This is a genomic window from Bradyrhizobium sp. F1.4.3 (assembly GCF_040548375.1).
In the GTDB taxonomy this organism is placed as follows: Bacteria; Pseudomonadota; Alphaproteobacteria; order Rhizobiales; family Xanthobacteraceae; genus Bradyrhizobium.
Genome location: NZ_JBEPRN010000013.1, coordinates 190,263 through 217,020, shown reverse-complemented (window position 1 = coordinate 217,020; position 26,758 = coordinate 190,263). Strand labels below are relative to the sequence as shown.

The following is a 26,758-nucleotide window of genomic DNA, read 5'->3' as shown; positions in this document are numbered from 1 at the left end:
ACTCCAGCACTATTAGGCCACTCTGTCGCAGACGGGCGACGCATCCCCAATCGATCGACAGACCCGCCGCCGAGACCGCGAAGGAAAAATCCCCTCCCACCGCCGATATGCGGTCGGATACCCCTTGCAAAGCAGCGGTTTTCACGGAAAGGTAGATTTTATTTTCATCGATAAGGAGCGCCAGTGAAGTGGGTAGGTCTGGCCCTGGTTCTGGGAGCCATATTTCCCCTCTCCGATTGGTTACGCCGCAATCCCCTTCAGGCGTGGAAGGTTTGGGTGCTCGTGGGGCTTATGCCCTTTTTGATGACTGTTGCCCATCTGGTGATGGCCTTCACGCTGCTCGACGGTAACCCTCTCTCTTTCTATGTCCACGGAGCCGAGTTCTCGGTGCTGGACGCACTGGCAATCGCGATATTTTTCAGTTTGCCTGGCCGCCGGCTTTCGCTGCCCTTTTCGTTCGCAATGCTGCTCTATTTCGTTGCAGTTCTGGCTTCATCGCTCCAGGCGATTTATCCAGCAGCGACGGTTTTTTATGCTTGGCAACTTGCGCGCATGTTTCTCGTTTACGCCGTCGTCGCCAAGGCGTCTGTTGACCCTCGGGTTCCATCAGCCATCCTCAAGGGGATGGCGGCAGCGCTCTTTGCACAAGCAATCGTCGTGATGTGGCAGAAATTCGGATTGGGCCTTCCGCAGACGAGCGGAACTTTCGATCACCAAAATATTCTCGGGCTGATCTCGCACTTTATTGTCTTTCCGTTCTTCGCGCTCTTGCTCGCCGGGCGAGGCGGACGGATGGCGGGCGCAGTTGTCCTGTGTGGTGCGATCATTGAGGTGTTGACCGCCTCACGCGCCACGATCGGGCTGGCAGGTTTTGGATACGCAATCGTTTTTCTGTTTTCCGCCCTGCGGCGTTGGACCTCCCGGAAAGCGGTTATACTAGCAATTGGCGTCACCGCGCTGGCAGTCCTTGCGCCCATTGCCATAAGCTCCATCGAGGTTAGAGGGCCGAATGAGCTGGCTGGTTCGGACAAAGCGCGGACTGCGATGGAGGATGCCGCCTTGCTGCTGATATCCAGTCACCCTCTCGGCGTGGGTGCCAATAACTACGTTCTTGCGGCGAATCTCTACGGCGCCAACGCCGCCGCCGGCCTCGATTGGAGCGAAAATTCCGTTTTCGTTCATAATGCCTATTTTTTGGTGACGGCCGAGACCGGATACCCCGGCTTGATCGCGCTGCTTCTTCTCCTCGTTCGTCCGATTATCGTGGCCTTTCGCTGCAGCATGAAGCATAGCCATGATGCTAGGGGCGATCTGCTCCTTGGACTCGGAGTGGCGTTGTTGATCGCGAGCATACATGGCGCCTTTGAGTGGGTATTCATTCTCGATTTGACCCAATACATGCTGGCGATCTCATTCGGGATGGTCGTGGGATTGGCTCGTCAACTTGGCTATTGGGGAAGGCCTTATGCGCTTGACCTTCCATTGAAAGTGGGCGGCGCGCCGATCCAGTCCAAGACAATGACGGGATTGATTGGACAAAGAGGAAACGAAATACCTTGAGATTATTTCACAAGCCTGCGAGCTTCGGATCCTACTGCAGACGCCGCTGCGCTGGGCCAAATCTCTCAGCCTTGTTCTGATGCCCGTTCATCGTTGATATCGTCGGCCCTCTGTCCAACCAAGAACTATTCCGAGACGTTGATTAGTCCGGTTCATCTTCACCGTAAACGTAAGTTTCTTTTCAAGTCGATTTCAGAATGGCTTAAACTACAATAGTGATCATGGTGGCGTTGCAATGGGGGTTGGCCAGTTTCTATCGCTCACCCGCTGATCTTCGTTACCCTCGCCCTGCAGGTACCAGGGCGCGCGAACATGTTTTTTGACTGCTACAGCCACATTTAATACTGGAGACCCATAGATGCCGCGCCTTTACGATAGCCGCAAACGTGTTCTCGTGACAGGGGGCGCAGGCTTTCTCGGCTCCCACCTCACCGACCGACTGCTCGAAAGAGGATACGAAGTCCTATGCGCGGACAACCTCTTCACCGGGACCAAGCGCAATTTGGAGCACCTGCACGGGCATCCTCGATTTGAGTTCTTGCGTCATGACGTGACCTTCCCGCTCTACGTCGAAGTTGACGAGATCTACAATCTGGCCTGTCCCGCGTCTCCGATTCACTACCAACACGATCCGGTCCAGACGACAAAAACATCTGTGCACGGGGCGATCAATATGCTCGGCCTCGCCAAGCGGCTCGGATGCCGAATTCTTCAGGCATCCACCAGCGAGGTCTATGGCGATCCATCAGTACACCCTCAGATTGAGGCCTATTGGGGTAATGTCAATCCAATCGGACCTCGATCCTGCTACGATGAGGGTAAGCGTTGTGCCGAGACCTTGTTCTTCGACTACCATCGGCAACATAGCCTAAACATCAAGGTGGCGCGGATTTTCAACACCTACGGTCCACGTATGCACCCCGCCGACGGCAGAGTCGTTTCCAACTTCATCATTCAGGCGCTCAAGGGCGAAGGCATTACGATTTACGGAGACGGAAGCCAGACGCGATCGTTCTGCTACGTCGACGATCTGGTCGACGGTCTGATCCGACTGATGGAAAGCCCGGATGACGTCACCGGCCCCATCAATCTGGGCAATCCGGTCGAGTTCACGATGAAGCAGCTTGCAGAACTCATCATTGCTGAGACCGGCTCTTCGTCTGCGCTTGTTACCCGCCCCTTGCCGCAGGACGACCCCAAGCAGCGAAAGCCCGACATCACCCTGGCAGCGACCAAATTGAATTGGTCGCCAAAGGTTTCGCTGAAGGACGGATTGAAGCCAACAGCAGCTTATTTCCGGGCTAATCTGCCGGCATGAGGAACTGCGCACCACGATGTGGCGCAGAATATCCAGATTCGCCAACGAACTCGAGTTCGTTGGCGATACGGACATAGGAAGCTGCCCTCGCGCTGCGGGCGAAAACAAGTGATCTTGGAACATGGTATTGATGGGCATCTCTGCACTTCTGTCTTTCATCGCACGCAGCGCTATGTGAACGGCAGATAGAATAGAAATGACGATCTCAACGAAATCGTTGTTCAGTGGGACTGTCTGGACGATCGGAGCCTATGTCCTGGGCACCGGCATGCGTACCGCGACCAATATTGTCCTCGCACATCTGCTGGCCCCGGAAATCTTCGGCACTATGCTGATCGTCTATACGCTACGTATGGGCATTGAGCTCATTTCTGACATCGGCGTCGGTCAGAATGTGATTTACAACGAGAATGCGGAAAATCCCGACTTCTACAATACGGCCTGGACCTTACAGCTGCTGAGAAGCATCGTCCTGTGGTTGATCTTCATAGTCGCGGCCGCGCCAATAGCTTACTTTTACAAGTCACCTATCCTCGCCAGCGTCGTTCCCATCACTGCATTCAGCATTGTTCTCGCGGGCCTGACCTCGATTGGCAAGTCGCTCCTGCAGAGGCGCATGAAGCTTGTGACACTCAATATCTTCGACGTCGTCACGGGCCTTATTAATTCAGTTGCAACGATCCTGTTCGCCTACCTCTCCCCGACGATTTGGGCTCTCGTAATTGGCGGCGTTTTCGGATCCGTGATATCGACAATCGGAAGCTACTTCCTGCTTTCGGATATCAAACAGCGCTTCTACATATCCAGGCTTTACGCAAAGCAAATTCTAAGTTTTGGCAAGTGGATCTTCGCTTCCTCGATCGTCTTCTTCCTGTCAATGTATGTTGACCGGCTCTATCTCGGCCGCGTGGTGCCTGTCGAGTTGCTCGGCGTGTACGGCATCGCGCGTTCGATCTCCGATCTGGCCGGAAACCTGACGATGCGGCTGGGAAACGTCGTGCTATTCCCGTTCGTCGCGTCTCACGCCCAGACACCCAGAGATCAGCTCCGCCAGCAGCTGTCTCCGCTTCGTACGAAATTTCTTCTCTTGGCGGCGGTCGGCTTTGCGCTTTTCGTATCTACTGCCGATTTTGCAATCAGGATTCTATACGATCAGCGCTACCAGGCTGCCAGCTGGATTTTGCCCGTGCTGATCCTGGGTTCATGGTTCTCGTTTCTCGCCTATATCAATGAATCGATCATCCTCGGGTTGGGTAAGCCATCCTATGGAGCCGCTTCAAACGGGACCAAGCTTGCGTTTCTTGCAATCGGACTCCCGGTCATGGTGGGCTTCTTCGGCATTCTGGGCGGCGTCGCGGTCGTCGCACTAGCCGATCTTGTCCGCTACATCCCGATTCTGATGGGTCAGAGAAAGGAGCAATTTTCATTTGGTGGGCAGGATCTTCTGCTGACCCTTACGGTGTTTGCTCTAATAGGACTGGCAGAATGGCTACGGTGGACACTGGGCCTTGGGACCTCGTTCGACAGCTTGCCCATCCACTGAAAGTGTCGACACCGAAGCATGTCGCTTTGGCCCGCGACCGTTGGTAGCAAACGGTGAATACAAGCTGTCATCGGCATTTTGAATTAGCATTGAATTTCAAAATTGCTGGGGGCTCGCTTCGAAAGCGAAGGTGTCTCCAAGAGTGCCGCAAGTTTTGCTAAGCAGATCCGGAACTTTGAGTTGGATATCGGGGGCGCGATCGGCAAGTGTCCGCTTGGGTCAAAAGGTGATATTTTTGGAACGATCCGGCGTCTGGTTCACCCGCGAGAATAGACGTCTCTCATACGCTGTGTAGACGTCTGGTTGCCGATCACGATGCGCAATGGATTCAATGGGTTACAACTTGGCAGTTGCCAAAAGGATGCGCAAGAAAATTTCAGTAGGCCTCCCGCACCTGGGACGTGAATTTCTCGCCGACATCCGGCAGAGTCTTACCGCCTCTGCGGGACTGCTAGGTTGCGCCAGACGATGTCGCTTACGTCGCGCTTGCCGAAAGTGAAATAGCTACGTGTCGGCTCAAACAGCGACGACATCGGTTATTCATCGGAGACGTTCCTTGATGTGATCCGCCAAACGCAACGCAAGTGCGACAATCGTCAGCGTTGGATTGAACGTGCCACCGGTAGGGAATACCGAACAGCCGGCCACATAGAGGTTTGCGACTCCGTGAACGCCGCAATTTTCGTCGACGACACCCGTGCTCGGGTCCCGATTCATGCGAGTAGTCCCCATATGATGCTGGTCTCCGCGCATATCGCTTGGCCATTCGCTATCGTCTTTGGGTATAGCCGACTGGAGGCGGCCGAACCCGCCGCGTTCTAGCTCCGTCCCAAACAACCTGCTCACAGTGGCGATACCGCGCTTATCTTCCGCCGTTAGTTGCCAATCGACCAAGACCTTTCGCAGGCCAAACGCGTCGAGGTCTTCGCCAAGTCCGATACGGCTATTCGGGTTAGGCATCTGCTCGGCCGTGCAATTCAGAGGAATGGACGCCATTAGCGCCGGGGGCTTATTTCGGCCATGTAGCAACCGGCGTGCGACGTATTTCGCGACGCCTGGGAATTCCTTCATTACCGAGCCCAGATCATGGAGAATGTCTGCGCCGCGATCTGTTCGACTGACGAGCCGCGTCAGCGCATCGACCTCGGGGATCCTGGGGTATTGGAACCGCACGCGCCAGTTCGGCAATTTGAGCTGGCGCTTTGTTTCGTTGGAAACGCTTATGTAAGATACAAAGCGCCGTGGAGTACCAAGCCGATTGTATCGCGCTCCGTTTTCGCCGGTTTGAAACGTCAGATCTGCGTACGGGTCTGCGCGATCGATGATGCCGCCCGAATATTCCAAATGAAGCATAAAGAACCGACCGACGAGATCGTGATCGTTTCCTAGGCCAATACCAGCCTCGCTCTCCGACAGCAAAAGCAGCCGCGCATTTTCGATTCCGCCGGCCGCAAGTATGAAAATGCGGGCCCGAACTCTGAAGCGACCATGGGGAAGGACGCCGACATTGACCTGTTGCACTTCTCGGCCGTTCTCGCTGGCGTCGAAACGCAACGCGTTGGCGTGCAGGTAAACGCTCAGATTCCCTGCCTGCCGCAATTCGGGCCCATATTCAGAGCCAAATCGCGTAGCCGGGCCTTGCTGCAGGACCCGGCAAACGAAATGAGGTCCACGGAACGGCTCCGGAATGCCGGTCGGTGTGATGCCCCAATCGGAAAGTGCATAGCCGTAAGGACCGAGTTTAAGGACCGGTTGTGCGCGCCGATACCACGGCTCGAGATATGACAGCGGGAACGGCCAACCGGAATATGGGACACCCTCGCGCATTTCGAAATCAAGCGGACTCGGCATGTCGCACCAAACTCCACCCCAATGGTTGGTGGTGCCGCCGAAATAACGAAGCCGCGAGACCGGAAACACGACATAAGGCCGTCCAATATCGCTGCCGGCGTACAGATCTTGCGTGGCTTGCTCCGGCTCGTCGCCGCCGCTCTCTAACAGGGTCACGCGGAATCCGGAGTTGGTAAATTCACGCGCCAAGGTAATTCCCGCGGCCCCGCCACCGACGATACACACTTCAGTTTCGATGACGCTTCCGGTCGGCACCGAACGTGCATCTGCGAACATCGATCGCTCCCCTTATCCGTTATCCGGGTCCCTAATCGCGGCGGCCCGTTGGACAAGTAGATCGCGCCACTGAGGTCGAGCGCACGCGCGTTGCCTCCTCCGTCTGCGTTTCAAGCTCTGGCGCGATCTCCCTGGTGCGGACCGCATACTGTGTCACCACCGCGTCGATCGCCGCGCTTGTTGCAGCGCGCCCCAACGAGTCCTCGATAAACCACTTTTTCAAGCCACGCTTCCACTGCGCTGGCGAGGAAAGTTCGCACCGGTATCGCTCATGCCAGGTGTCCTTGCGACCGAACGACGGTAACACAGCAGCCGAAGTCCTTCGATGGTGCGACCGGAGCCTGAGCACCATTCCGCATGGCGCTCGCAACGAGACAGGCAGGGCCTAAGAAGGGTCTAAAAAGCGTGCCGCGGTTTTCAGAAAAGATCGTGCTCAAAAACTGAGCTAAGATGCGGTCAAGATTGATCGCGAATTCATCTCGCTACAGCAAATCACACCACATAGCTTGACTGTTAACTACGACGCTAGCAACAAATATTGCGATTTTGCAGCAACCAGTGGCGCAAATCGCGCGCCCAGCCTGGGCCGGATTGACAAGCCATTGAGGCACATGCGATATAAATACGTAGATTTAATATGTTGCGCCTGACGTATTTTAATTTCGATTGTCCGAACTCTCGATAACCGAACATAGCTGTTGATCTGACACTGCTAGGCACCCTCTCACACACGCCTACGCTGGGAAGGAAATTGGGTGTGAAGCAAAACTGTCCTCATCGCAACAGCGCATAGAGATCGACATTACGTCGTTGCGCAATCTGGCGTGCTACAACCGCAACTGTTCGATCAGCTAGGCGCGTTCAGGGACAGGATCACTCGACGCACACGAACGGCTATGAAGCGAGGGCCAAAGCAGTGTTGGTGCAGTTGCCCAACGAGGTGGCCATCGATGACACCGCCAAGAATAGCATCGTTCATTGCTTGACGGCGTTCAAGCCTATGCCGATCAATCTCAACCGGCATGAATTTGACAATTGCAGATGCGGTTGTGACAGCCTCGTGAGAGCGACATCAGACCAAGCCCATACGGTTACTGTTTCGGATGATATACGGTCTCCGCGACGGGGTACTGCTGGTATCGCGGGCACTTTATCCCACGGAGCACTGGTCAGCGTAACGTGGAAGAGGGCGCACGAGAAATACGCCCGGGAAGAGAAGCAACTTTCGAGATTTAAGATATTCACCTGAGACATTAAGAGATTAACACGAGCGAAATGCCATGTTCCAAGGCGTCAGGAGCTCTCTTGCCGCGAACACCGGACCTCCAGAACGGCTTGGCGTACTGATCGTCGCAGAGAACGCTTCGATGGACATGGGTGGCGAGTCGAGCCTGGCAGTACACTGGTTCCTGGGGTTGCTGAAGGAAGGCGTCGATGTCCATCTGCTTGTGCACGATCGACGCAAGCCCGAGCTCGATCAATCGCTGAGTGGGTTTGCTTCCCGAATCCATTACGTTCCGGACGTCCTGATTCAGAAGATTTCCTGGAAGCTCGGCAAGACCCTGCCTTCCCACGTGAAGAGCTTCACCAGCGAGTGGCTGGTGCACTTGGTCACGCAGTTCATGCAACGTCGCGCGGCCAGGCGCCTGATCGAACAATTCGAGATCGATATCGTTCACGAGCCTACGCCGGTTACCCCGCGGCTGCCCAGCATGATGTACGGACTTGGCGTGCCGGTGGTAATCGGGCCCATGAACGGCAACATGATCTATCCGCCAGGATTCCACAGCCGTTTTTTCCTGGAGCGAGCGTTCGTGCCGGTGGCGCGACGCCTAACGGGCCTTGCCAACTATCTCATTCCCGGAAAGCGGCTGGCCGAGGTGCTGCTGGTGGCCAACGAGCGAACCCGATTGGCCTTGCCCGTAGGCTGCAAGGGCAAGGTGGAGATTCTTTGCGAAAACGGTGTGGATCCGGATATCTGGCAGCGCCCCAACGACCTTCCCGCTCGCCCGGTCGACGGACTGCGTCTGGCTTTCCTAGGCCGTTTGGTGGGCTGGAAGGGCGCGGACATGGTGCTGGACGTGTTCGCCGAAGTAAAGAAGCAGACGCCCTCGGCGGAACTGTGGGTTATCGGGGACGGTCCAGAGCGCCCGCGCTTGCAACGGCAGACCGAAGCGCTTGGCCTCTCCGGTGCGGTGACTTTCCACGGTTGGATGGCCCCCGAGGAATGTCCCCGATTGCTCTCGCAGTGTGACATATTTTTGTATCCGAGTGTGTTTGACTGCGGGGGGGCGGTGGTGCTGGAGGCGATGTCGCTGGGGCTGACTGTGGTGGCCCTGAACTGGGGCGGTCCAGGCGATTATTTAGCGTCGGGTGGCGGCGTGTTGGTTGAGCCGGTAGGCCGCCGGCAGTCGATCGCCGAACTGGCCAAAGCGGTGCAGAGCTTGACGCCGAGCAAGCGGCGCGAGTTCGGCGAGGCGGCACGACGCAAGATTGCCGATCATTACACTTGGCCGGCAAAGATCCGGCAAATCCTTAGGATATATCAGCAGGCCGGTCCCAGCGCCGTTCCGGCCGCGGTGGAACCATGACTACGATAATTGCCATCAGTCTCGGGGCGTTCTCTCTGCCGTATGCATCGCTGTGCATTCGCAGCCTTTCCGAGAACCTCGACGGAGACGAGGCGATCCACCTCTTGACCGATACCCCGGGAGATCAAGAGCAACTCCAGCAAGCGTTTGCGGGTTCGAAGAGGATCAAGGTTCAGCTTTCCGAGGAACTGTGGGAGGACTCCAGCAATCCCATGCGGAAATATGCCGGGCTGGAGAAGCTTCGCAAGGGCCATCCCTGCTGGCGCAAGCTGACAGACCCGATGCTGCTCGCGCGGGAGGGGGACGAGGTGGTGGTCGTCGATCCCGACGTCTATTTCCCGCGACGATTTTCGTTCGAGAAGGTTGGCGACGGGACGCTGCGGCTGATGTGGCAGAAGCCCAACTGCCTGCTGCCGTTCTCAGTGGTGCAGACACTGTTCGCCGAAGGAATCGCGATGGCCGACCACGTGGACATCGGCATCGCGCAGTACCGATCGCCACTCGATCTGGAATGGCTCAACTGGCTTGTGGAGCGGCTGGGAGAGATGCCGCGCGTCATGCACGTGGAGGCGATTTTGTGGTCGTGCCTGGCGATGCGGATGGGTGGGGGCTATTTGAATTCGGATCGGTGGCACTGCTGGGCCAATACGCAGTGGAAGCGGGTCTTAAAGAAAGCCGGTGCAACGCCGGCGCGGATGCTGAGCGGGGAGGACTTCCGTTCGTGCTTTGCGTTTCATGCCGGTGGGACGGCCAAGACGTGGCTCGCGGCACCGGGGATGGAGGAATCGCTGAAACAGTTGGCCGGATTGCCCGGCAGCAAGCCGCTGGGCCCGGCAACGGTGCGGCCGTTTGTGCCTTTTACGAAGGAGAAGTTTGAATGGTTGAGGAGGCGGGGGACGGCTTTGAACGTGATGGGATATTATAAGTTAGTGGGGGGCAAGCCGCCGGAGTGAGCGTGAACTTAATCTGACAGACCGGGTTCAATGGGGCCGATGCCGCTGGCGAATTTTGCGCAGATGGAAACGGCAACGACGAGCATAGTCCCAACTGTGACATGCTTCCGAGTTCTAACAGCGGAAGAAACCGAACGCGACGATCGGATCTGCCCAGCTTTTGCCCGTATCAGAATCATGAGGCAGGAGGCGGCAAAAGTGTCACTTGGCTTCCGCAATGACCTTCTCAAGCGCGACGGCCAGCTTGTCATCAACTTCATCGGTGAAGTGGCTGTCGGGTAGGTAGCCCCGCGGGTCATCTGGAGACGCTACTGTATGCGAGCTCAAGTATGGGATGTTCTCCTGCTCCAGAACCGGCTTCAGCGCTCGAAACAGATAGTCGGAATATCCCAGATTGTTGACTATGAAGATCACGGGGATGACTCCGTTGTTGCGTGCCTGCTTCGCGAAGTCCTGAACGATGGCACGCGCAACCTGTATCTGCTCGCTGTTCGCTCTAAATCCCGAACCATCAAGCACCGACTTTCGGACCTCCCTCATATAGTGCTGTGCGTAGGCACGCCGGATCAGCCGGAACAATGATGAATGGTCCAGGATGCTCGCACGCATGATGAAGGAATTGTACATGGAATCATCTTGAGCGAATTCTTTGCGTACGTCAGACCACTTCTTGGAATCCTGAAACGCATCAACGTAGCCTCCAAAGGAGGTAAAGGGTGGGTGGCGAACCTTGAGCTGCCCCCCTTCGAGATAGAAGCGATCCATCGTGTAAGGCATTGGCAGGTCAAATGACCATGTCGCAGCCGACAGCGTCGTGATCATCGGCAGCGAGTAGGACATGATCGAGAGCACAACAGCCTTGCTCTTGTCGCCGCCGCGATCGCGAAGATATGCGCCGTATGACCAGTTCGTTGGCGCGCCAGGTGCGCCGACAATACGGGGGGTAAGCGTGTGGGACACGCGGGCCAGAGCATGCCCCAGTCTCACTGCGTGAGACATTCCGTAGATCGTGACGATGCTGTCCTGCGGTTTGTTCGGAAATTCAGTGACGTTCAGCGTGTCATACCAGCCTGGCAGCGTAATTGGCGCTGTCTCGGATGGATTGGACCTTGTCATACGGTGGAGCTGCCCTTCCGTCGATCGGCCATATTCGAAGTAGAGGCGCAACTGAGACGGATTGGTGATCTTCGGATCTTGCGGGAAAGCCAGCACGACATTGATCGCAACATCGAGGACTACAAGGCCAATAGCGACCCACACAACGACATAGGCCGCCGCGGCAAACGAGCTGGGGCCGCTCTTCTTAGAATTGAAAATAGATGAACTGAGCTGGTTCATTGCTCATTCCCATAAACGTAATTGCGATCATCGCAGCGATCAGAAGGCCGCGCACGGGGACCGGAAGCCGTCTGTAAAAACACGGATCCACCCTCCAATATTGGGCAAGCTCAATGGCCAGCAGCAATACCATGCCGCATAGAGCGGAAAGCCGTGGCGCTCTTGCCCCATAGTCAAGATTCCCGAAATCGGTGATGAGCAGAGTGGTGAAGTCAGCAATCTGGGCGAACGAGTGCGCTCGGAACAGGAGCCAGCCATAGCACACGACGATCGAGAAGAAGACCCAGGCCAGCAGACGACGAACCGCTGCACCTGCAATGGATCTATTGGGGGCCGAGGCAACCTTATGTCTCTCGACGTACTCTCGCCACACCCGGTAAACGCACAGCGCGATGCCCTGATAGAGTCCCCAGAGCACGAAATTCCAGGCCGCGCCATGCCACAATCCGCCGAGTAGCATGGTAATCATGAGGTTGCGACAGACAAAGGCAACACCACCTTTGTTGCCGCCAAGGGGGACGTACAGATAATCCCGCAACCAGGTTGATAGGCTTATGTGCCAGCGACGCCAGAACTCTTGAGGGTTGGTGGCGAAATAGGGTTGATCAAAGTTGACGATCAGGTTGATACCCAACATCTTGGATACGCCTCGTGCGATGTCGGTGTAGCCTGAGAAATCACAATAGATTTGGATTGCAAAGAGCGCGGTCGCAGCGACGACGTCGATCCAACTGACTCGACCACTGCTCCCGAATATCTGATCGACAACAGGAGATATACCGTCTGCGATCGCGATCTTCTTGAAAAACCCGAGGATAACGAGGTAGAGGCCGCGTGCCGTTTGATCGAGGGTGATCTGCCTCTGTTGCGCAAGCTGAGGAATGAGGTGCCGGCCGCGCTCGATAGGTCCGGCCTGAAGGGGCGGAAAGTAGGCGACAAACAAAGCAAAATCCGTAAAGCGCTCTGTGGGCTTAAGCTGCCTGCGATAAATGTCGATTGTGTAGCTCAGGGACTGGAACGTGTAGAAGGAGATGCCCACCGGCAGTACAACGTGGAGATGAAACGCGGCGCTGTTGATGCCCGCGCCCGCAAGAGCAGCCGACAGGCTATCAATAAAGAAGTTGTAGTATTTGAAGACAGCCAGCAATCCTAGCTGGGTCACGAGGCTGATCATCACACAGAGGAGCCTACGACGGGGCTCGATCTGTACTCTGCTCACAGTCGCGAAAACGCCGAACAGCACCGCCAAGAAAGCGATGGCACCGACGACAGACCAGCCGGTCCTTACACTCACGAGGTCGGCAGAGCCGGGAAGGCTAGTCGCGAGGGTTAGCAGCGCCTTCCAATCAAGCCCGAGAAAGATGAACGCCGAGCCAATGAAGAAGATCGTGGGAACGAGCTGCTGTCTAAGTTGCAGCCGACCATTCTCGATCATCAACCCAACCCAGAAGTCGACCGTAGTTGAAATAACCACGAGAAACAGAAATCGAACGTCCCACCAGCCGTAGAAAACATAGCCCGCGATAACGAGCATGTAGTTCTGAAGACGGAACGGCAGCCCCATATAGAGGCAGTAAACCACAGGAAAGAAAACGAGGAATTCCAGAGAATTAAAAAGCATGCTCGTCCGCTCAAGAAAATGAACGCATCATCGAATTGGTGAATTCTGCGGAGAAGTATCTCAAAACATTCCGGCGTAAATCAAACGCAAATGGAGTCCCCTGAAGTCACGATTGGGTCGGTTGGCTCTTGTACTCGATCAATTGGCCTCCTCGTCCCCTCAACTGCCCCCAGTAGAATTTCGCGATCCCCCAGGCTTGGGCGAACTTACCCAGCACCGCGAGAAAGGCGTAAGCCCAGGTTCCAGGCAGACGAAGTCCTTTGCGTACCGCAATCGAACAAATCTGCAGCGGATAGACCAGAAACAGCAAGAGAAAGAGGGGGTGAAACGCGCTCGCAAGGAGAATGCACGCCGGTAGGGTTGCCCCCCAAAGGAGCGCGCTAGGGACCGCCCTTGACCAAATTCGGAATGGCGAAGTCTTGTGGAGGCGCGTTACTTCCGCAAAGCCATACCCGCTTCTGATGGAGCGGATCCACCACTGACGAAGCTTGCTCATGGCGGCATCGTGCAGCGTCATCTCCGCATCGAGGCGCCATATTTTCCAACCTCGCTCGCGCAAGCGAATGCAAAGTTCGGGCTCCTCGCCAGCCATGATCCGAGATAGAAAGCCGCCAACCTCTTCAAACGCCGCTACCCGGACCAGCGAATCCCCACCACAAGCGCTGGCTTCTCCGACCGGGGTGTTCCACTCGAGATCGCACAATTGATTGTAGATCGACGCAGATGGATATCGCTCGCGCCGTCGACCGCACACAACGGCGACACCCGCGCGCTCCTCCAGAAAAGCCATCGCCTTGGCCAACCAACCCGCGTCCAAGATACAGTCGCCGTCCACAAATTGAACGAAGCCGATTTCCGGCGCAATTTGCCTAATGGCCCCGAAGCCCTCATTCCGGGCACGCGCGGCCGTAAACGCCTGATTTGGCTCCAACATGACCACCTTGGCGCCCGCCCGTTCAGCTACTTCGACGCTGCGGTCGGTCGATCCGGAGTCGACGTACACAAGGACGCCAACGGTAGCGGCTTGGATCGAAGCGATGCAGTCGACAAGCCGCTGGCCCTCATTCCGACCAATAACCACTACGCCAAGTTCATGAAATTTCATTGGTAGAACAATCGATTTAGGTAGCCTAGCCCATAGCACGGGCGCAGCGAGCAAAAAACCCCACATTCCCCCAATTCGATGAACGAGTTAACTGCGTTAATCGGCTTCCCAGCAGATGTGCGGCTTGGCGGTGTCACGTCGGAGAAACCGTCAAACCTGTCCAACCAGCCCCAGCCTTAGGTTAGAGGGGCGGGCCTTCGTTTATCAGACTGAAATTGGCTATTTCGCCATTGGTTTCTGACCGAAACAGGCGCGAGGTTCGACGAAACCAGTTCCGCTCGTTGGGTGCGGCAAATATCGGAAACAAAAATATCAGAAAAAAGGACTTCACGCTCCAATAACCACCAGCGTAGAGTTCGCTCCGGATATCGCTCATGAAGCAAAGGCTGTCATTACGTCGAGCCCAGCTCTTGCTGTCCTGCTGAAAGGCAGCATCAGCCTATTTTTAGGTCAAGCTGACGACTGAAACATCGTCAGATCGGCGAAAGGCACTGGCGACCAGGTGAATTCCGAATGAAAAGCGTCCGACTCACTTTCGGGTCGCTTTAAGCATTTTTTTTAAAATTGCATTTATTGTCTTGGAACGTCGAGGAAAATATTGCAAGTCCATAGAATGCTGTGATGGAACGATAGGGCCGTACTGAGGTATCCGCTGCGGACTTAAATGTCAGTTCATTTCTAGTCGCACACCCGGTAATTTGGCTTTAACCATAACCCCGTTTCGGGGGATACCGCCGGATTTGGAGCCGACGTTAAACTTTCATGAGAATTCTTTTCGTCTTGCCAGGCCTCCATCGACATGACCGTGGCGCGGAGATCGCATTCATCTCCATTGCTTCTGAGCTCGCGCGCGCCGGCGATGCCGTGACCTTAATAGGTTCGGGCGCCGGACGAGAGGACGCTCCGTACCGGTTCTTGAATGCCGCAAGCATCGGACGCGGGAGGTTCGAGTCCTACCCTTCGGTCCCATGTCTTCGAGACGAGACCGGGTATGAGGAACTTACCTTTGCGCCCAATCTGATCCGCCAATTTCGCCCTCGGGACTACGACATTACTTTGTGCTGCAGCTATCCCTTTACAAATTGGGTTCTTCGACGGCCCGTCTGGGGCGGGCGCCCCCCTCATGTATTTGTTACGGAGAATGGGGATTGGCCTGCCGTCTCGGACAATTCAGAGTTTCGATTCTTCGGTTGCGACGGCTTGGTATGCACAAATCCTGAGTTCTACAAGCGCAACAAAGAGAGATGGCGATCCCGCCTTATTCCAAATGGGGTCGACTGCGATCGATTTTTTCCGGGCGAAGGTCAGCGGGAGGAATTTGGCATCCCGTCAAACCGCCTGATTGTGCTCATGGTCAGCGCTTTAATATCTTCAAAACGCGTGGGTATTGGAGTCGAGGCCGTTAGTCGCATCCCCGATGCCCATCTCGTGGTCGCGGGAGACGGACCCCTGCGACGAACCATCGAGGCAGAAGCAGCGAGGCTATTGCCTGGGCGATTTACTAGGCTAACGGTCCCACCGAGCAAGATGCCGCTCCTCTATCGTTCTGCCGACGTCTTTCTTCACCTCTCAAAAAACGAGTCTTCCTCTCTGGCATTTGTCGAAGCCATGGCATGCGGCCTTCCCGTGGTGGCCCATGACGCCCCGCAAATGCGCTACATTGCGGGTGACGACGAGTTTCTTCACGATACAGAAAACCCGGCGGACGTTGCCGAGCAGATAAGCCGCGCCCGGATTAAAGACACAATTCGGAGAGAAAGGCGGCTGGCGAAGGCTACGAATTTCTCGTGGCGAAAGCTTTCATCCCAATACAAGGATTTCTTTGAGGAGATAGTTGCCTCACAGCGATCCTCGAGACGCTAGATTTTCAAGATCGGTCGTACCTGATTCATCAACTGCAGGTCATCAAATGTCACACATCCTAGTTACGGGCGGTGCAGGGTATATCGGTAGCCACACCTGCCGGATGCTTGCATCGGCCGGCATGACACCCGTAACCTTCGACAATTTGTCCCGCGGCCACGCTGATTTCGTCCGCTGGGGGCCGCTGGTCGTGGGAGACATTCTCAATTCGGAAACCCTCGATAGCGCCATCAAGCAGTACCGACCAACCGCGGTCATTCACTTTGCCGCATTTGCGTATGTTGGGGAATCGGTCTCGAATCCCCTTAGCTACTATCGAAACAACGCGACCGGCTTGATAAACGTGCTCGACGCGATGCGCAGAAACGACGTTGACACCATCGTCTTTTCGAGTTCGTGCACGACCTATGGATTGCCGGAGCAGTTGCCCCTCTCCGAAAGCGCCGCTCAACGGCCAATCAGCCCGTATGGTCGTTCGAAATACTTCTGCGAACAAATCATCAAAGACGCTGCTGTGGCGCATGAGCTTCGTTTTGGGATATTCCGCTATTTCAACGCTTCTGGCGCGGACGGTAGCGGAGACCTGCCGGAGAGGCACGACCCTGAAACCCACCTCATCCCTCTAGCCGTCGATGCGGCATTGGGTAGCGGCCCGCCGCTCCAGATCCTCGGGACCGATTATCCGACCACCGATGGCACATGCGAGCGCGATTTCATCCACGTCTCCGATCTCGCTACCGCTCACGTGAACGCAATTCAGTATCTCGAACGTACGCGAGATTCATTTGAGTTGAATCTCGGGACGGGACGCACCTATTCGGTTCTCGAAATCGTTTCGGCGATCGAGCGCCTGACAGGGAAAAAAGTTCCGACGGTTGTGGCTCGCAGGCGTCCTGGCGATCCACCCGCCTTGCTGTCCGATCCCAGCCAAGCGTATGTTCGTCTTGGTTTTAAGCCTCAGCATTCTGATCTCGATACGATCATTGAGACCACATTGCGATCGCGGCGCCAAACTGTGACAGCATAGGAAGATTGAATTGGTCGGAGAGAAGCCGGCTGGCTTTTCAAGTGGCTGTGAGATGATCTGCGATTTTATCGCTCGGATTGTTGATTTCAAGATGAGGGAAAAGGCAGCCGAAGATGGCGACCTTATTCTGGTTTGACACCTACCGCTCGAAGAACTGGCTCAGACGCTTACTCCGGCCTTCCTGGCTGGTACTGAAACAGTTGCCGCACACGACCAAATTAGCCGCCGCTAGAATTGGGGCGAGCATATCTCCGTTCCCGTCGATGGTGGTCGACAAGGGTCGTCTGTACCCTCCGCGTGTGATTTGCGACTCAACACCGGCGTGGGTGTCGGAGCATGGTGGGAAGTTTGCGGCAACAATCAGTCACGTCGACCCAGCCTGTACGGCTTCAATGGCTCTTCCAAAGACCGTACACCGCCACATCCGCCGTCAGTTCCTCGAAGACCAGGCCTATCACTACCCAGAAACGTTTGCCGCGAGATTGCCAGGAGGCCGCGTCACTAGGCGAGGGTTCGTCATCACCCCTGACGGGCAATTCTTGAGGGATGTGTCGACATACTTTCATGATCCCAAGATCACGATGGAAACGGCCCTGTCCACGCAATGGAGACTGCAGCCACTTACTGAGATCGACGGAAGGGTCGCGGTTCTCGCCACCGATGGCGCCAGCCTCTACTATCATTGGCTGTTTCAACTCCTGCCGCGAATTGAACTGATGAGGTTGGCCGGGATACAGCTTGCCGAGATCGACGCCTTCTACGTGAATAACTTCGACAGCCGCTTTCAGCGTGACACGCTAGCGTCTCTCGGAATACAGCCATCCAGGATCATTGAAGGCTCGAAAGTACCGTACTTGAAGGCCCGCGAATTGATCGTCCCGTCAGTTCCTCTTGGAACAGCTTGTTTCCGACCATGGATGGTCGATTTTCTCCGCAACGCATTCCTTCCGGGCAACTGGCGTGACACCAACACGCCCGGACGGCGGCTTTACATAAGCCGTGGCCTTGCCGGCTATCGTCGAGTTCTTAACGAAGACAAGGTCATTGCGCTTTTGAAGAAGCGACGATTTGAAGTCCTGGCTCTTGAGACGATGTCAATTTCCGAACAAGCTACTGTCATGGCCTCGTGCGAAGCGGTCGTCGCCCCGCACGGAGGAGGCATGAGCAACATCATCTTCTGCTCACCGGGCACAAAGATCGTCGAGATATATTCGCCCGAGCTCGTAGCTACATATTATTGGAAGCTCAGTAACGCACTGAACCTAGACTACTACTACGTGCTAGGCCAAGGAGATCCCGCGACCCTTGATGCTGACTACTCTCAGAGTTGGGACTCACACACCGACATCGTCGTAGACTTGGACAGTCTCGAGCGGACTCTGGTGCACGCAGGCATCGAGTAGTCATCTGCATTGGCGATCATCATGTTCCGTCAACCTCAAGAAAAGTAGCGAAATGCCACGAGATCCCCATTTCGAGGCCGATCTTGCACGCTACCCTAACCGGCCGTTCCTTCGGGAACAGTCTATCTGGGCCATTTTCGTTTATAGGTACGGCCGGCGGTTGCTCGACCGTAAGCCTGGACGGTTACGCAACTTGCAGCTAAAGTTTTATTGGCTGATTTTTCGCGTCGTTGAAACTGCGACCGGGGTAAGCTTGCCCCTCGGAGCGGAGGTAGGTCCGGGTTTACGCATCTATCATTTTGGAAACATCTTCATTCATTCCGGCTCAGTAATAGGTCGCAACTGTACGCTGAGGCAGGGCGTAACGATCGGCAACCGCTGGGAGGGAGGACCAACGCCGGTGATCGGGGATGACGTTGACTTCGGCGCTTACGCGCAGGTGCTCGGTAACGTCCACGTCGGCTCCGGCGCCAAGATTGGAGCGATGAGCGTAGTCTTGAACGATGTGCCGGCTGCCGCAACCGCTGTCGGAATTCCAGCACGAGTTGTTGAGCCAAAGACATGATGGAACGGGAGCCAGATTTCGAGACAGTCGATGCGGCAGCCGATCAGATCAACCATCAGCGTCAGAAAAACGCTGATCATGTCAGGACCGAAGAGAAAGCGTCGACTTCGACCGAAAACAATCGTTCCACCCCTGAGCCGATGATCGCGCAAGAGAAGCCCAGGCTGGCATATTTGACAGGACAGTATCCGCGGGCGACGGACACATTCATACAGCGCGAAGTCGCGACGCTACGAGATCTCGGTTACCACGTTCAGACGTTTTCGGTGCGAAAACCACCGGGGCGAGACAGCGGTGGGCTGGACACGGCCGCCGAAAGAAACGCGACCCTCTATCTGTTGCCGCCGAGCAATCTCCTGAGGGCACATCTTCTTCAATTCGTCGCCTCGCCCAAGAGGTATATGTCAGCGTTGGCACTTGCGGTCAAAACTGGGCCAGCCGGGCTTGCGGCCAAAGCTCGGCAGTTTGCGTATTTTGCAGAAGCCGGAATACTGGCCAAGCTGATGAAAGACCACTCCCTGGTTCATCTACACAACCATCTTGCAGACTCAAGCTGCTCTGTTGCCGCCTTGGCGGCACAAATCGGCGGGTTCACATTCAGTTTCACAATACACGGCCCTGCCGAGTTTTATGAACCCAACCTTTGGTGGATCGACGAGAAAGTTCGCCGCGCCTTGTTTGTAAACTGCATCAGCCACTTTTGCCGAAGCCAGGCCATGGTGTTTTCGCCTGCCGATTGCTGGGAGAAACTGAGGATCGTTCACTGCGGCGTGGATCCAGCACTCTTCAAAGTGAAAAGCCACGTGGGCCGCGGAGAACGGTTGCTGTTTGTCGGGCGCTTGGCTGCCGCGAAGGGCTTGCCTATTCTGCTCGAAGCAATCGCCCGAATCGACGGGGTGACCCTGAACATCGCGGGCGATGGACCCGAGCGACACATGCTTGAGCAAACGGCGCGCACCTTGGGACTTTGGGAACGCGTGAAGTTCCTCGGTTATCAATCCCAGGAACAAGTCCGCGAATTGCTTAAAGAGAGCGATTTATTCGTTCTGAGCAGTTTCGCGGAGGGAGTTCCCGTTGTGCTAATGGAGGCGATGGCAGCGGGCGTCCCGGTCATCGCGACCCGCATTGCCGGAATTCCAGAGCTGGTCGAGAACGGAAGCAACGGATCGCTGGTTTCGCCAGGCGATGTGGACTCAACTGTCGACGCGGTACGACGGTTGCTGGACGATCCTGACCTTCGCAATTCATTCGCCTCCGCTGGGCGCGAGACGATCGAGCGCGATTTCAATATTCGCAAAGAAGCGAGCTGGCTAGCCACCATTTTGGCCAGCGCATTCGCCGGGAGGAGCGTACCTCTTCGTCCCTGAGTAGTCGAACGACGAGTGCAAAATTGCAATCGACATCAACCTCGGTGGGATTGACCGCTCGATTTGTAGGACGCATTCAAGCAATCGTCGAAGCTTCTGCGGGGCTTCCAGTTCAATTTGCTCGTGACCCTCTGGTTGCTGAACCGGATCGGCTTGAATTGTGATTCAAATCGACGTGGCGTCAGGAGCGATGGCAACTTACCCTTTCGACCGAACAACAGCCGGCTGGTGAGAGCGGCCGATTGGGCAATGCCCAGCCCCAGCCGATAGGGTATTGGCAGCAACGCTCCTCGCTGGCCAGTCCGGCGCGCATACTCTTTTGCGTATCGCCATACGCGAACGTCGTCGCTGTCGACGAGATTGAACGTCTCTCCGAAGGCAGCAGGATTGTCGACCGCGACCGCCAGACAGTCTGCGCAATTGTCGACGTGACACAGCGGCAGCCGGGTAAATGGGCCAAAGAGAAGATAGACGCGCCCGAATTGCCGTCCCATGCCGGCGATGTTTGCGTGGTCTTCTCCCCAGATAAAACCAGGACGCACAATCGTAAGGTCCCAGGAATGCGCCTTGGCGAACCGGGTTACCACACGCTCCTGCCAGACTTTGGAAATGGTGTATCCGCCCATTGCATAGGGCTTGTCTTCGAGCGGCGTGGTCTCGTCCATACACGGCCCCGCCTTCGACCAATCGTAGACAACCAGGCTGCTGACATGCACCAACCGCTTGACGCCGGACTTGCCCATAGCATCCAGAAATCGTTCCGTGGCAACGACCGTCGACGAGAACTGCGTATCCTCATTTCCGCTGACGGCTGCTGCCAGATGCATTACCGCGTCAACACCATCAAACGCGGCGACCAGATTGTCGCTAACACGCAAGTCGGCGCGGAATACTTCAACTGTATCGGACCAAGATGGTACCGGGGAGGAAGGGCGCACAATCGCCCTGACAAGGTGCCCACTCTCCAACAGGCTGTTGACGACCGCGCGCCCGAGAAAGCCACCTGCACCAGAAACGAGTACTTTCATGCGTTTCCCTCAGCCGCAAACTGGCAAACAAGTCGAGCAACGTCGTCGATTTCCTCCAGAGGAATCGGCTGCTGCCCGTTCGAAGCAATCGCGGCATAGGTCCTAGAGATCATCTCCTTCAGGCCATCATAACTGCCGGTGCCGCCCAGTTTGCGCGCGAATCCACCCAAGGTGCCGAACAATACCTGACGGGCCTCTGCGATACCATCCAGCAATGTTCCGACTGCCGGTTCGCCTGAGGCAGCACGTTTGACGACCAGCCGCGGGGGCTCATACAGGTTAGCCTCTACGCGCATCCGGGTCCCACAAACCCTGATCAGGAAGCCATCCGGCTGAGCGTTCCCGCTGAAACTGACATAGGCCGTCGCGCGCTCACCCTTCACCATACCCCGAAATTCGTCGGCCGGGAGCGGCGAGTCCTTGCGATGCTTGACCCAGTTTGTGTGCACATCGATCACCTTGCCCGTGAACATGTAGACCAGGTACGCAATGTGAGGCAGAAAGTCACCGATGACCCCACCAGACAACGCTAGGCCGAAGTGGGGCGCGTTCTGATCGACATAGGGACTTCCCGCCACGGTGATGTTGAGTGACAGACAGATCTGCACTTCGAGAACGTCGCCCAATTCTCCAGTGCTGATCAGCTTCTGGATGGCAAGAATTGACGAATGAAATCGGTTTTGCTGGTTCTCCATCAGCATGCAGTTCTTTTCACTTGCAAGCCGTTTGAGGGCGAGGAAGTCCTCATACCTCACTGTCATGGGTTTTTCACAAAAGACGTTTCGTCCTGCTGCAAGACAGTCCGTCGCGATCTGAAGATGAGAGGTCGGCGGTGTCGTAATGTGGACCAAGTCGGGACGAAGGTCAGCAAGAAGGTCGCGATGCGCATTGTAGTGCCTAGCGATGCCAAACCGCTCGGCGGCGGCTTCGGCTCGAGCAGGCGAAATATCGCACACTGCGACTACTTCAACGTCTCGCAACTCGGCCAGCACAGTAAGATGTTCGCGTGCAATAGCGCCGCAGCCAATAAGAGCGCCCGTTAATTTACGCATATGTACCTTGCCGGTCTTCCCTCATAAGACTTCAAAATATGCCGTCCCGACCCCCCATTGCCTTCAGGCCTTCCCCCGCATGAGCTCAAGACTAGTGGCTTTCTGGCGCGACGACTGTCGACATTCAATATCGGTTGCTCTCTATACTAAGAAGAAGCCCGAATAAAGCGTTCATCGCCGACGCAGTTTTCCACGCCTAATCTGCTCGGGAACAGACCCGCGGTAGTTAATTCAGACGACCTTGCGTCGCCGACCCGCTGGGCAGACTATGCTCAAATTGTTGCCACGCTCGCTCTCGTCCCACCACCGCTGCCGAATTTGCCGCACCATCGGTCGCTCGATCAAGTGATGGACAGCTACCCCTCCCACAATCGCAAATACGAATGCCAATACGATGGAAGCTGTTTCCACGATTCCGCCGCCGTCATGCTGCGCGACGCGCGACCAACAAATTTCGAAGACCCGAAGAAAGAACAGGTGGCTTAGATAGATAGAATAGGAGGCGGCCCCGATTCCAAGCAATAGATTGCTCGGTGCGCGGCGCAACGTGGACTCGAGCGCAAGCGTCCCGGCGACGATCAGCACTGCGGCCACGCCCAGGAAGCTTTCGATGCCTCCCTGCAGAACCATCAGGGTCTGCGATAAAATACTGACGGACGCCAAGGTCACCCCCAGACCGGCGCCATCAACCTCGTACGTTTGATAGACCATCGCCAACAACAGCCCATTCAAGAACAGCAAGAGTGACGGATTCGTGTAGGTCGAGAGAATGGCACTGCTCGGATCAAGCCAGCGACCTAGCAGAACCAGGCTCCAGAACAGTACGGCGATGGCGAGAACTCGACTCGCGTTGGATTTGATGAACAGTGCAGATCCGAATACAAAATAGAAAAACATCTCGTAGTTCAGCGACCAGCCAGGAATCAAAATCGGGGCAATCAAGCCTTTCTGAATTTGGTGAAAATGCGGGATGAACAAAAATGATAGAGGAACGTTTTGTGCAGTAAGTTCCGTGGTCTTTACGCAGGTTGAACATGCCAATCCGGCAACGATCAGAAGCAATAAGAATAGCCAGTAGAGAGGGACAATCCGGATAATTCGTTGGCGCCAAAATGCAATAGGCGCAAGATCAGCCATTGACGTCGTGTACCACATGACGAAACCGCTGATCACGAAAAAAATCTTGACGCCGAATGGACCAAGTTGCGTGTCGGGAAAGCGCAAATGATGCAGCACCACTATGCTGGCTACAATGCCCCTCAGATACTGCAGGCCGATTAGCCGGTCTTCCGATCTCAAGATGCCTCCATACCAGCAAATTCAATCCGAATTCTAAATATCAAACCGCGCCAAAAATAGCGAAAAGGACGTTTTACGGGCACAAAAACCCATGGTAATATTAATAGCAGTATCGACTAGGTAGCTGATGTCCTGCTTGGCCGTACAGGTGCTATTATGCACCGTCGGTTGCGGCTGTCATTGTCGCAGATTATTGGACCTAGCGAACATATTCTGCCGTCACGGTCCTAGTCCGTTTCAGGTTTTTCTGAACAGGCGAGTAGCGCGAGGAAGGCGCATGGGGAATGGGGATTATAGTCTCCGGCTTCTTGGTGATTGTCGCAAGTTTTCTCACGGTACCGGTCACGGTTTTCGCTCTTGAAATTATAGCGGGGATTATGGCGGCACGCCGGAACTCTTTGACCGAAGCCGGGCAACAAGATCACCCTCCGCTAGCGGTTCTGGTTCCAGCACACGATGAGAGTGCGGGAATTCGCTTGACGATTGAGGACATCCGAAAGCAAATGCGCCCGTGCGATCGACTGCTCGTAGTAGCTGACAACTGCGCGGATGATACGGCTGCCGTGGCTCGCGCAGCGGGCGCCGAGGTGGTCGAGCGCAATGAATCCGCAAAACGCGGTAAGGGATTTGCCCTCGATTGGGGTATTCGCCATTTGGGGCAGAATCCGCGCGAGATCGTCATCGTCATCGATGCGGATTGCAGGCTTGCAAACGATGCACTCGGGAACTTGGCGCGTGCCTGCGCCAGGATGGATCGGCCGGTTCAGGCATCTTACCTGATGAGGACGCCAGCCGGATCACAAGTCAACTATCAGGTTGCCGAATTTGCCTGGCGGGTGAAGAACTGGCTTCGCCCCCTGGGACTGCACGCACTCAATTTGCCCAGTCAATTAACGGGAACCGGCATGGCGTTTCCGTGGGAAATCATTCGCTTGGCAGACCTTGCAAGCACGGAGATCGTGGAAGATATGAAGCTGGGACTTGATCTGGCCTTAGCCGGACGTCCATCACTCTTTTGTCCGTCAGCGCTCGTAACAAGTGAATTTGCCAGCTCGGCCAAGGGATCCGGAACTCAACGCAAACGCTGGGAACAAGGTCATCTCACCCTTATCTTCAAGTTTGCCCCTCGTCTGTTTGCCGCTGCAGTTGTACGACGAGACCCAAAACTACTTGCCATCACGCTGGACCTGACTGTTCCGCCCCTGTCGTTGCTGGGATTGCTTGTTCTCAGCACGTTTGGTCTCTCACTGTCCCTTGCCATTTTGAACCACTCATTTGCACCTCTGGTCATTACGACTGCCAACCTTCTCACCCTCGCTATCGCCACTATTCTTGCGTGGTTAAAATGTGGGCGTGACGTGGTCCCTATCAGGGCGCTGCTGTTGATACCGTCGTACACATTCTGCAAGCTCAAGCTCTACGGTCAACTCGCTTTGGGGCGAATTGATTCGCATTGGACCCGAACCGAGCGCGCAGAATAGCGATCGGCCCCTCCAGGAGGACACCACAGTCCATCCTGCCATTTGGAGAGAGTTCGCGCCTCGTCTGTTTGCGTCGTTCCACCCAGGTAGTCGAAGCAGACGAGCGGATTTACGCGAGACTGGCCGTCGAGCAAAGTCTCGTCGAAGCTCCTCACATGCCGGTTAAAATACGCAAGCATATATCTGCTGATGGTCTGGCATACCCGATGTGGATCGACGCCGCCTCTACGCAGCGGCGAGAAGAAAGGAGCGTCACAAAAGTCCCGATGTCTGATCCCGTCGATGACCACCCAATAGCCTCCGAAGCTAGCGAGCGAGTTTTTCATTTGTGAAAATTGCCTTCGCACAAATTTGATTTCGAGCCTTTTCTCGATTGCCACGCTGGAGACGTCCGATGTCGGCGCAAAGGGGAACGCCTCATACATACCCTCAAACATGAAAAGGAAGGGAACGGGAATTCCCCTCGTCGGCACATCGCCCGCAATCATCCCCCCCAAGTCTATGCCTGCCTTGAACCTGTGATCGGTCACGCAGGCCTGCGCCGCAGTACCACCTCCCAGCGAAAAGCCAAAAATACCAACACGATCCAACGTCAGCCTTCCCGTCAACAGTCCGTCGGGATCACTTTGGTTCAGGCGTTCGAGCGTATCCAAGACAAATCGAGCGTCTGCAGCTCGAAGCCGTACCTGTTCGTCGGCTGTCCTGACAAAACGGACGACGGCTGCGTCAGAGGAATAGTCCTCGTCTCCCTCGAACTTTCGGCGCGCTATCCGCCCATCCGGAAAGGCCACAACCCTAGAGCAATGTGGATGATCTATCGCCACCACGACGTAACCGTGGCTTGCCATTTCCTCGATCTGTATCGTGCATTCTGTCCGGATCCCGCTCCAAGACGGCGTGTACAGCAGCACTGGAAATCGCTCTGCCGACGGGTAAGGCTGCGCACCGGGCATGGAATGCGTCTCGACTAACCGAAGATGCGCGGACTTGAGCGTCGCAATCCGCCGATCGCGATACGGGGATGTCCTGCCCTTGGCTGGCGCCGCTGGATACCAAATCTGGATTACCAATTCCCGCCGGGCACTTGGATCATCTGAGAATAGCTCCCGCCGACCCTCGTCGACGATATGACGGACCTGAGTTCCAATCGCATAAGGTCCTGTCGGAATCGGAAGTTTGAATACGGGCATCGCGATGCAACCCGCGATCGCCGTAAGAGTGCCGAGAATGACAGTCACGATTGCAATCGATGGTGCTCGATACCCAAAAAGCCAGTGCGCGCATTCGTAGAGGATCAGAGCAACAATCAGGAAATAGGCCGGAGCCATTTGCCAGCGGGAACCTTCGAATACCGCGTGGCATCCAACGATCAATGTGACGAGCCCAACGAGAATCGCAGCGTCGGAAAACTGCATGAGCAGCGCGCAAAGCAGAAGACCTGCAGCGCTAGCGATCTCCAGCACCCTCATCGCCGCTCTCTCTAAAATCGCGTTATAAGAAACTGTCCACCAAGAACG

19 protein-coding genes are annotated in these 26,758 nt (G+C 55.7%); 11 read left to right on the top strand and 8 right to left on the bottom strand.

The features are described 5' to 3' along the window. Positions 1 to 183 precede the first annotated feature (183 nt). The 3 genes from ABIB73_RS27865 to ABIB73_RS27855 all read left to right on the top strand — a co-directional run bounded on the left by ABIB73_RS27865 (position 184) and on the right by ABIB73_RS27855 (position 4,421). On the top strand, positions 184 to 1,560 hold the full coding sequence (locus ABIB73_RS27865) for an O-antigen ligase family protein (RefSeq protein WP_354229182.1): 1,377 nt from the start codon (positions 184 to 186) through the stop codon (positions 1,558 to 1,560). A 358-nt stretch (positions 1,561 to 1,918) separates the two neighbouring features. Further along, positions 1,919 to 2,878 carry a UDP-glucuronic acid decarboxylase family protein gene (locus ABIB73_RS27860; RefSeq protein ID WP_354229180.1) on the top strand — a complete coding sequence of 320 codons (960 nt, stop codon included), beginning with the start codon at positions 1,919 to 1,921 and terminating at the stop codon, positions 2,876 to 2,878. Positions 2,879 to 3,074: 196 nt separating this feature from the next. Further along, positions 3,075 to 4,421, top strand: coding sequence for an oligosaccharide flippase family protein (locus ABIB73_RS27855; RefSeq protein WP_354229178.1), 1,347 nt, complete (start codon positions 3,075 to 3,077; stop codon positions 4,419 to 4,421). Between the two features lie 540 nt (positions 4,422 to 4,961). On the opposite strand, the gene ABIB73_RS27850 is transcribed toward ABIB73_RS27855, so the two are convergent. Beyond that, complete coding sequence (locus ABIB73_RS27850; RefSeq protein WP_354229176.1) at positions 4,962 to 6,548, bottom strand: GMC oxidoreductase; 1,587 nt, start codon at positions 6,546 to 6,548, stop codon at positions 4,962 to 4,964. Between the two features lie 1,280 nt (positions 6,549 to 7,828). Here ABIB73_RS27850 and ABIB73_RS27845 point away from each other — a divergent pair. Both ABIB73_RS27845 and ABIB73_RS27840 read left to right on the top strand, forming a co-directional pair. Then, complete coding sequence (locus ABIB73_RS27845) at positions 7,829 to 9,139, top strand: glycosyltransferase family 4 protein (protein ID WP_354229174.1); 1,311 nt, start codon at positions 7,829 to 7,831, stop codon at positions 9,137 to 9,139. Continuing rightward, entirely contained in the window at positions 9,136 to 10,092 is a 957-nt protein-coding gene (locus ABIB73_RS27840) for a hypothetical protein (RefSeq protein ID WP_354229172.1), read from the top strand. The genes ABIB73_RS27845 and ABIB73_RS27840 overlap by 4 nt, the downstream gene beginning before the upstream one ends. Before the next feature lie 201 nt (positions 10,093 to 10,293). On the opposite strand, the gene ABIB73_RS27835 is transcribed toward ABIB73_RS27840, so the two are convergent. The 3 genes from ABIB73_RS27835 to ABIB73_RS27825 all read right to left on the bottom strand — a co-directional run bounded on the left by ABIB73_RS27835 (position 10,294) and on the right by ABIB73_RS27825 (position 14,156). Beyond that, on the bottom strand, positions 10,294 to 11,430 hold the full coding sequence (locus ABIB73_RS27835) for a hypothetical protein (RefSeq protein ID WP_354229170.1): 1,137 nt from the start codon (positions 11,428 to 11,430) through the stop codon (positions 10,294 to 10,296). Beyond that, positions 11,396 to 13,051, bottom strand: coding sequence for an MBOAT family O-acyltransferase (locus tag ABIB73_RS27830; RefSeq protein WP_354229168.1), 1,656 nt, complete (start codon positions 13,049 to 13,051; stop codon positions 11,396 to 11,398). The genes ABIB73_RS27835 and ABIB73_RS27830 overlap by 35 nt, the downstream gene beginning before the upstream one ends. Before the next feature lie 106 nt (positions 13,052 to 13,157). Beyond that, positions 13,158 to 14,156, bottom strand: coding sequence for a glycosyltransferase family 2 protein (locus ABIB73_RS27825; RefSeq protein ID WP_354229166.1), 999 nt, complete (start codon positions 14,154 to 14,156; stop codon positions 13,158 to 13,160). Positions 14,157 to 14,918: 762 nt separating this feature from the next. On the opposite strand from ABIB73_RS27825, the gene ABIB73_RS27820 reads away from it, so the two are divergent. The 5 genes from ABIB73_RS27820 (at position 14,919) to ABIB73_RS27800 (ending at position 20,381) form a co-directional block, all read left to right on the top strand. Then, positions 14,919 to 16,019: a glycosyltransferase family 4 protein gene (locus ABIB73_RS27820; protein ID WP_354229164.1), complete on the top strand. Its 1,101-nt coding sequence runs from the start codon at positions 14,919 to 14,921 to the stop codon at positions 16,017 to 16,019. 46 nt (positions 16,020 to 16,065) lie between these two features. After that, on the top strand, positions 16,066 to 17,046 hold the full coding sequence (gene galE / locus ABIB73_RS27815) for a UDP-glucose 4-epimerase GalE (protein ID WP_354229162.1): 981 nt from the start codon (positions 16,066 to 16,068) through the stop codon (positions 17,044 to 17,046). 113 nt (positions 17,047 to 17,159) lie between these two features. Then, positions 17,160 to 18,449 carry a glycosyltransferase family 61 protein gene (locus ABIB73_RS27810; protein ID WP_354229160.1) on the top strand — a complete coding sequence of 430 codons (1,290 nt, stop codon included), beginning with the start codon at positions 17,160 to 17,162 and terminating at the stop codon, positions 18,447 to 18,449. Positions 18,450 to 18,501: 52 nt separating this feature from the next. Beyond that, a complete protein-coding gene (locus ABIB73_RS27805; RefSeq protein WP_354229158.1) occupies positions 18,502 to 19,014 on the top strand; it encodes a serine O-acetyltransferase in 513 nt (170 codons plus the stop codon). Next, positions 19,011 to 20,381 (top strand): glycosyltransferase, encoded by a 1,371-nt coding sequence (locus tag ABIB73_RS27800; protein ID WP_354229156.1) that lies wholly within the window; start codon positions 19,011 to 19,013, stop codon positions 20,379 to 20,381. The genes ABIB73_RS27805 and ABIB73_RS27800 overlap by 4 nt, the downstream gene beginning before the upstream one ends. 35 nt (positions 20,382 to 20,416) lie before the next feature. Here ABIB73_RS27800 and ABIB73_RS27795 read toward each other — a convergent pair whose 3' ends face one another. The 3 genes from ABIB73_RS27795 to ABIB73_RS27785 all read right to left on the bottom strand — a co-directional run bounded on the left by ABIB73_RS27795 (position 20,417) and on the right by ABIB73_RS27785 (position 23,760). After that, a complete protein-coding gene (locus ABIB73_RS27795) occupies positions 20,417 to 21,409 on the bottom strand; it encodes an NAD-dependent epimerase/dehydratase family protein (RefSeq protein ID WP_354229154.1) in 993 nt (330 codons plus the stop codon). Then, positions 21,406 to 22,461: a Gfo/Idh/MocA family protein gene (locus ABIB73_RS27790; protein WP_354229152.1), complete on the bottom strand. Its 1,056-nt coding sequence runs from the start codon at positions 22,459 to 22,461 to the stop codon at positions 21,406 to 21,408. The genes ABIB73_RS27795 and ABIB73_RS27790 overlap by 4 nt, the downstream gene beginning before the upstream one ends. Before the next feature lie 231 nt (positions 22,462 to 22,692). Further along, positions 22,693 to 23,760, bottom strand: a complete 1,068-nt coding sequence (locus tag ABIB73_RS27785; protein WP_354229150.1) for an acyltransferase family protein — start codon at positions 23,758 to 23,760, stop codon at positions 22,693 to 22,695. 284 nt (positions 23,761 to 24,044) lie between these two features. Between ABIB73_RS27785 and ABIB73_RS27780 the strand changes: the two genes are divergently transcribed. After that, positions 24,045 to 25,241 carry a glycosyltransferase family 2 protein gene (locus tag ABIB73_RS27780; RefSeq protein WP_354229149.1) on the top strand — a complete coding sequence of 399 codons (1,197 nt, stop codon included), beginning with the start codon at positions 24,045 to 24,047 and terminating at the stop codon, positions 25,239 to 25,241. Here ABIB73_RS27780 and ABIB73_RS27775 read toward each other — a convergent pair. After that, on the bottom strand, positions 25,184 to 26,710 hold the full coding sequence (locus ABIB73_RS27775) for an alpha/beta hydrolase family protein (RefSeq protein WP_354229147.1): 1,527 nt from the start codon (positions 26,708 to 26,710) through the stop codon (positions 25,184 to 25,186). The two genes, ABIB73_RS27780 and ABIB73_RS27775, sit on opposite strands and share 58 nt — an antisense overlap. Positions 26,711 to 26,758: the final 48 nt, after the last annotated feature.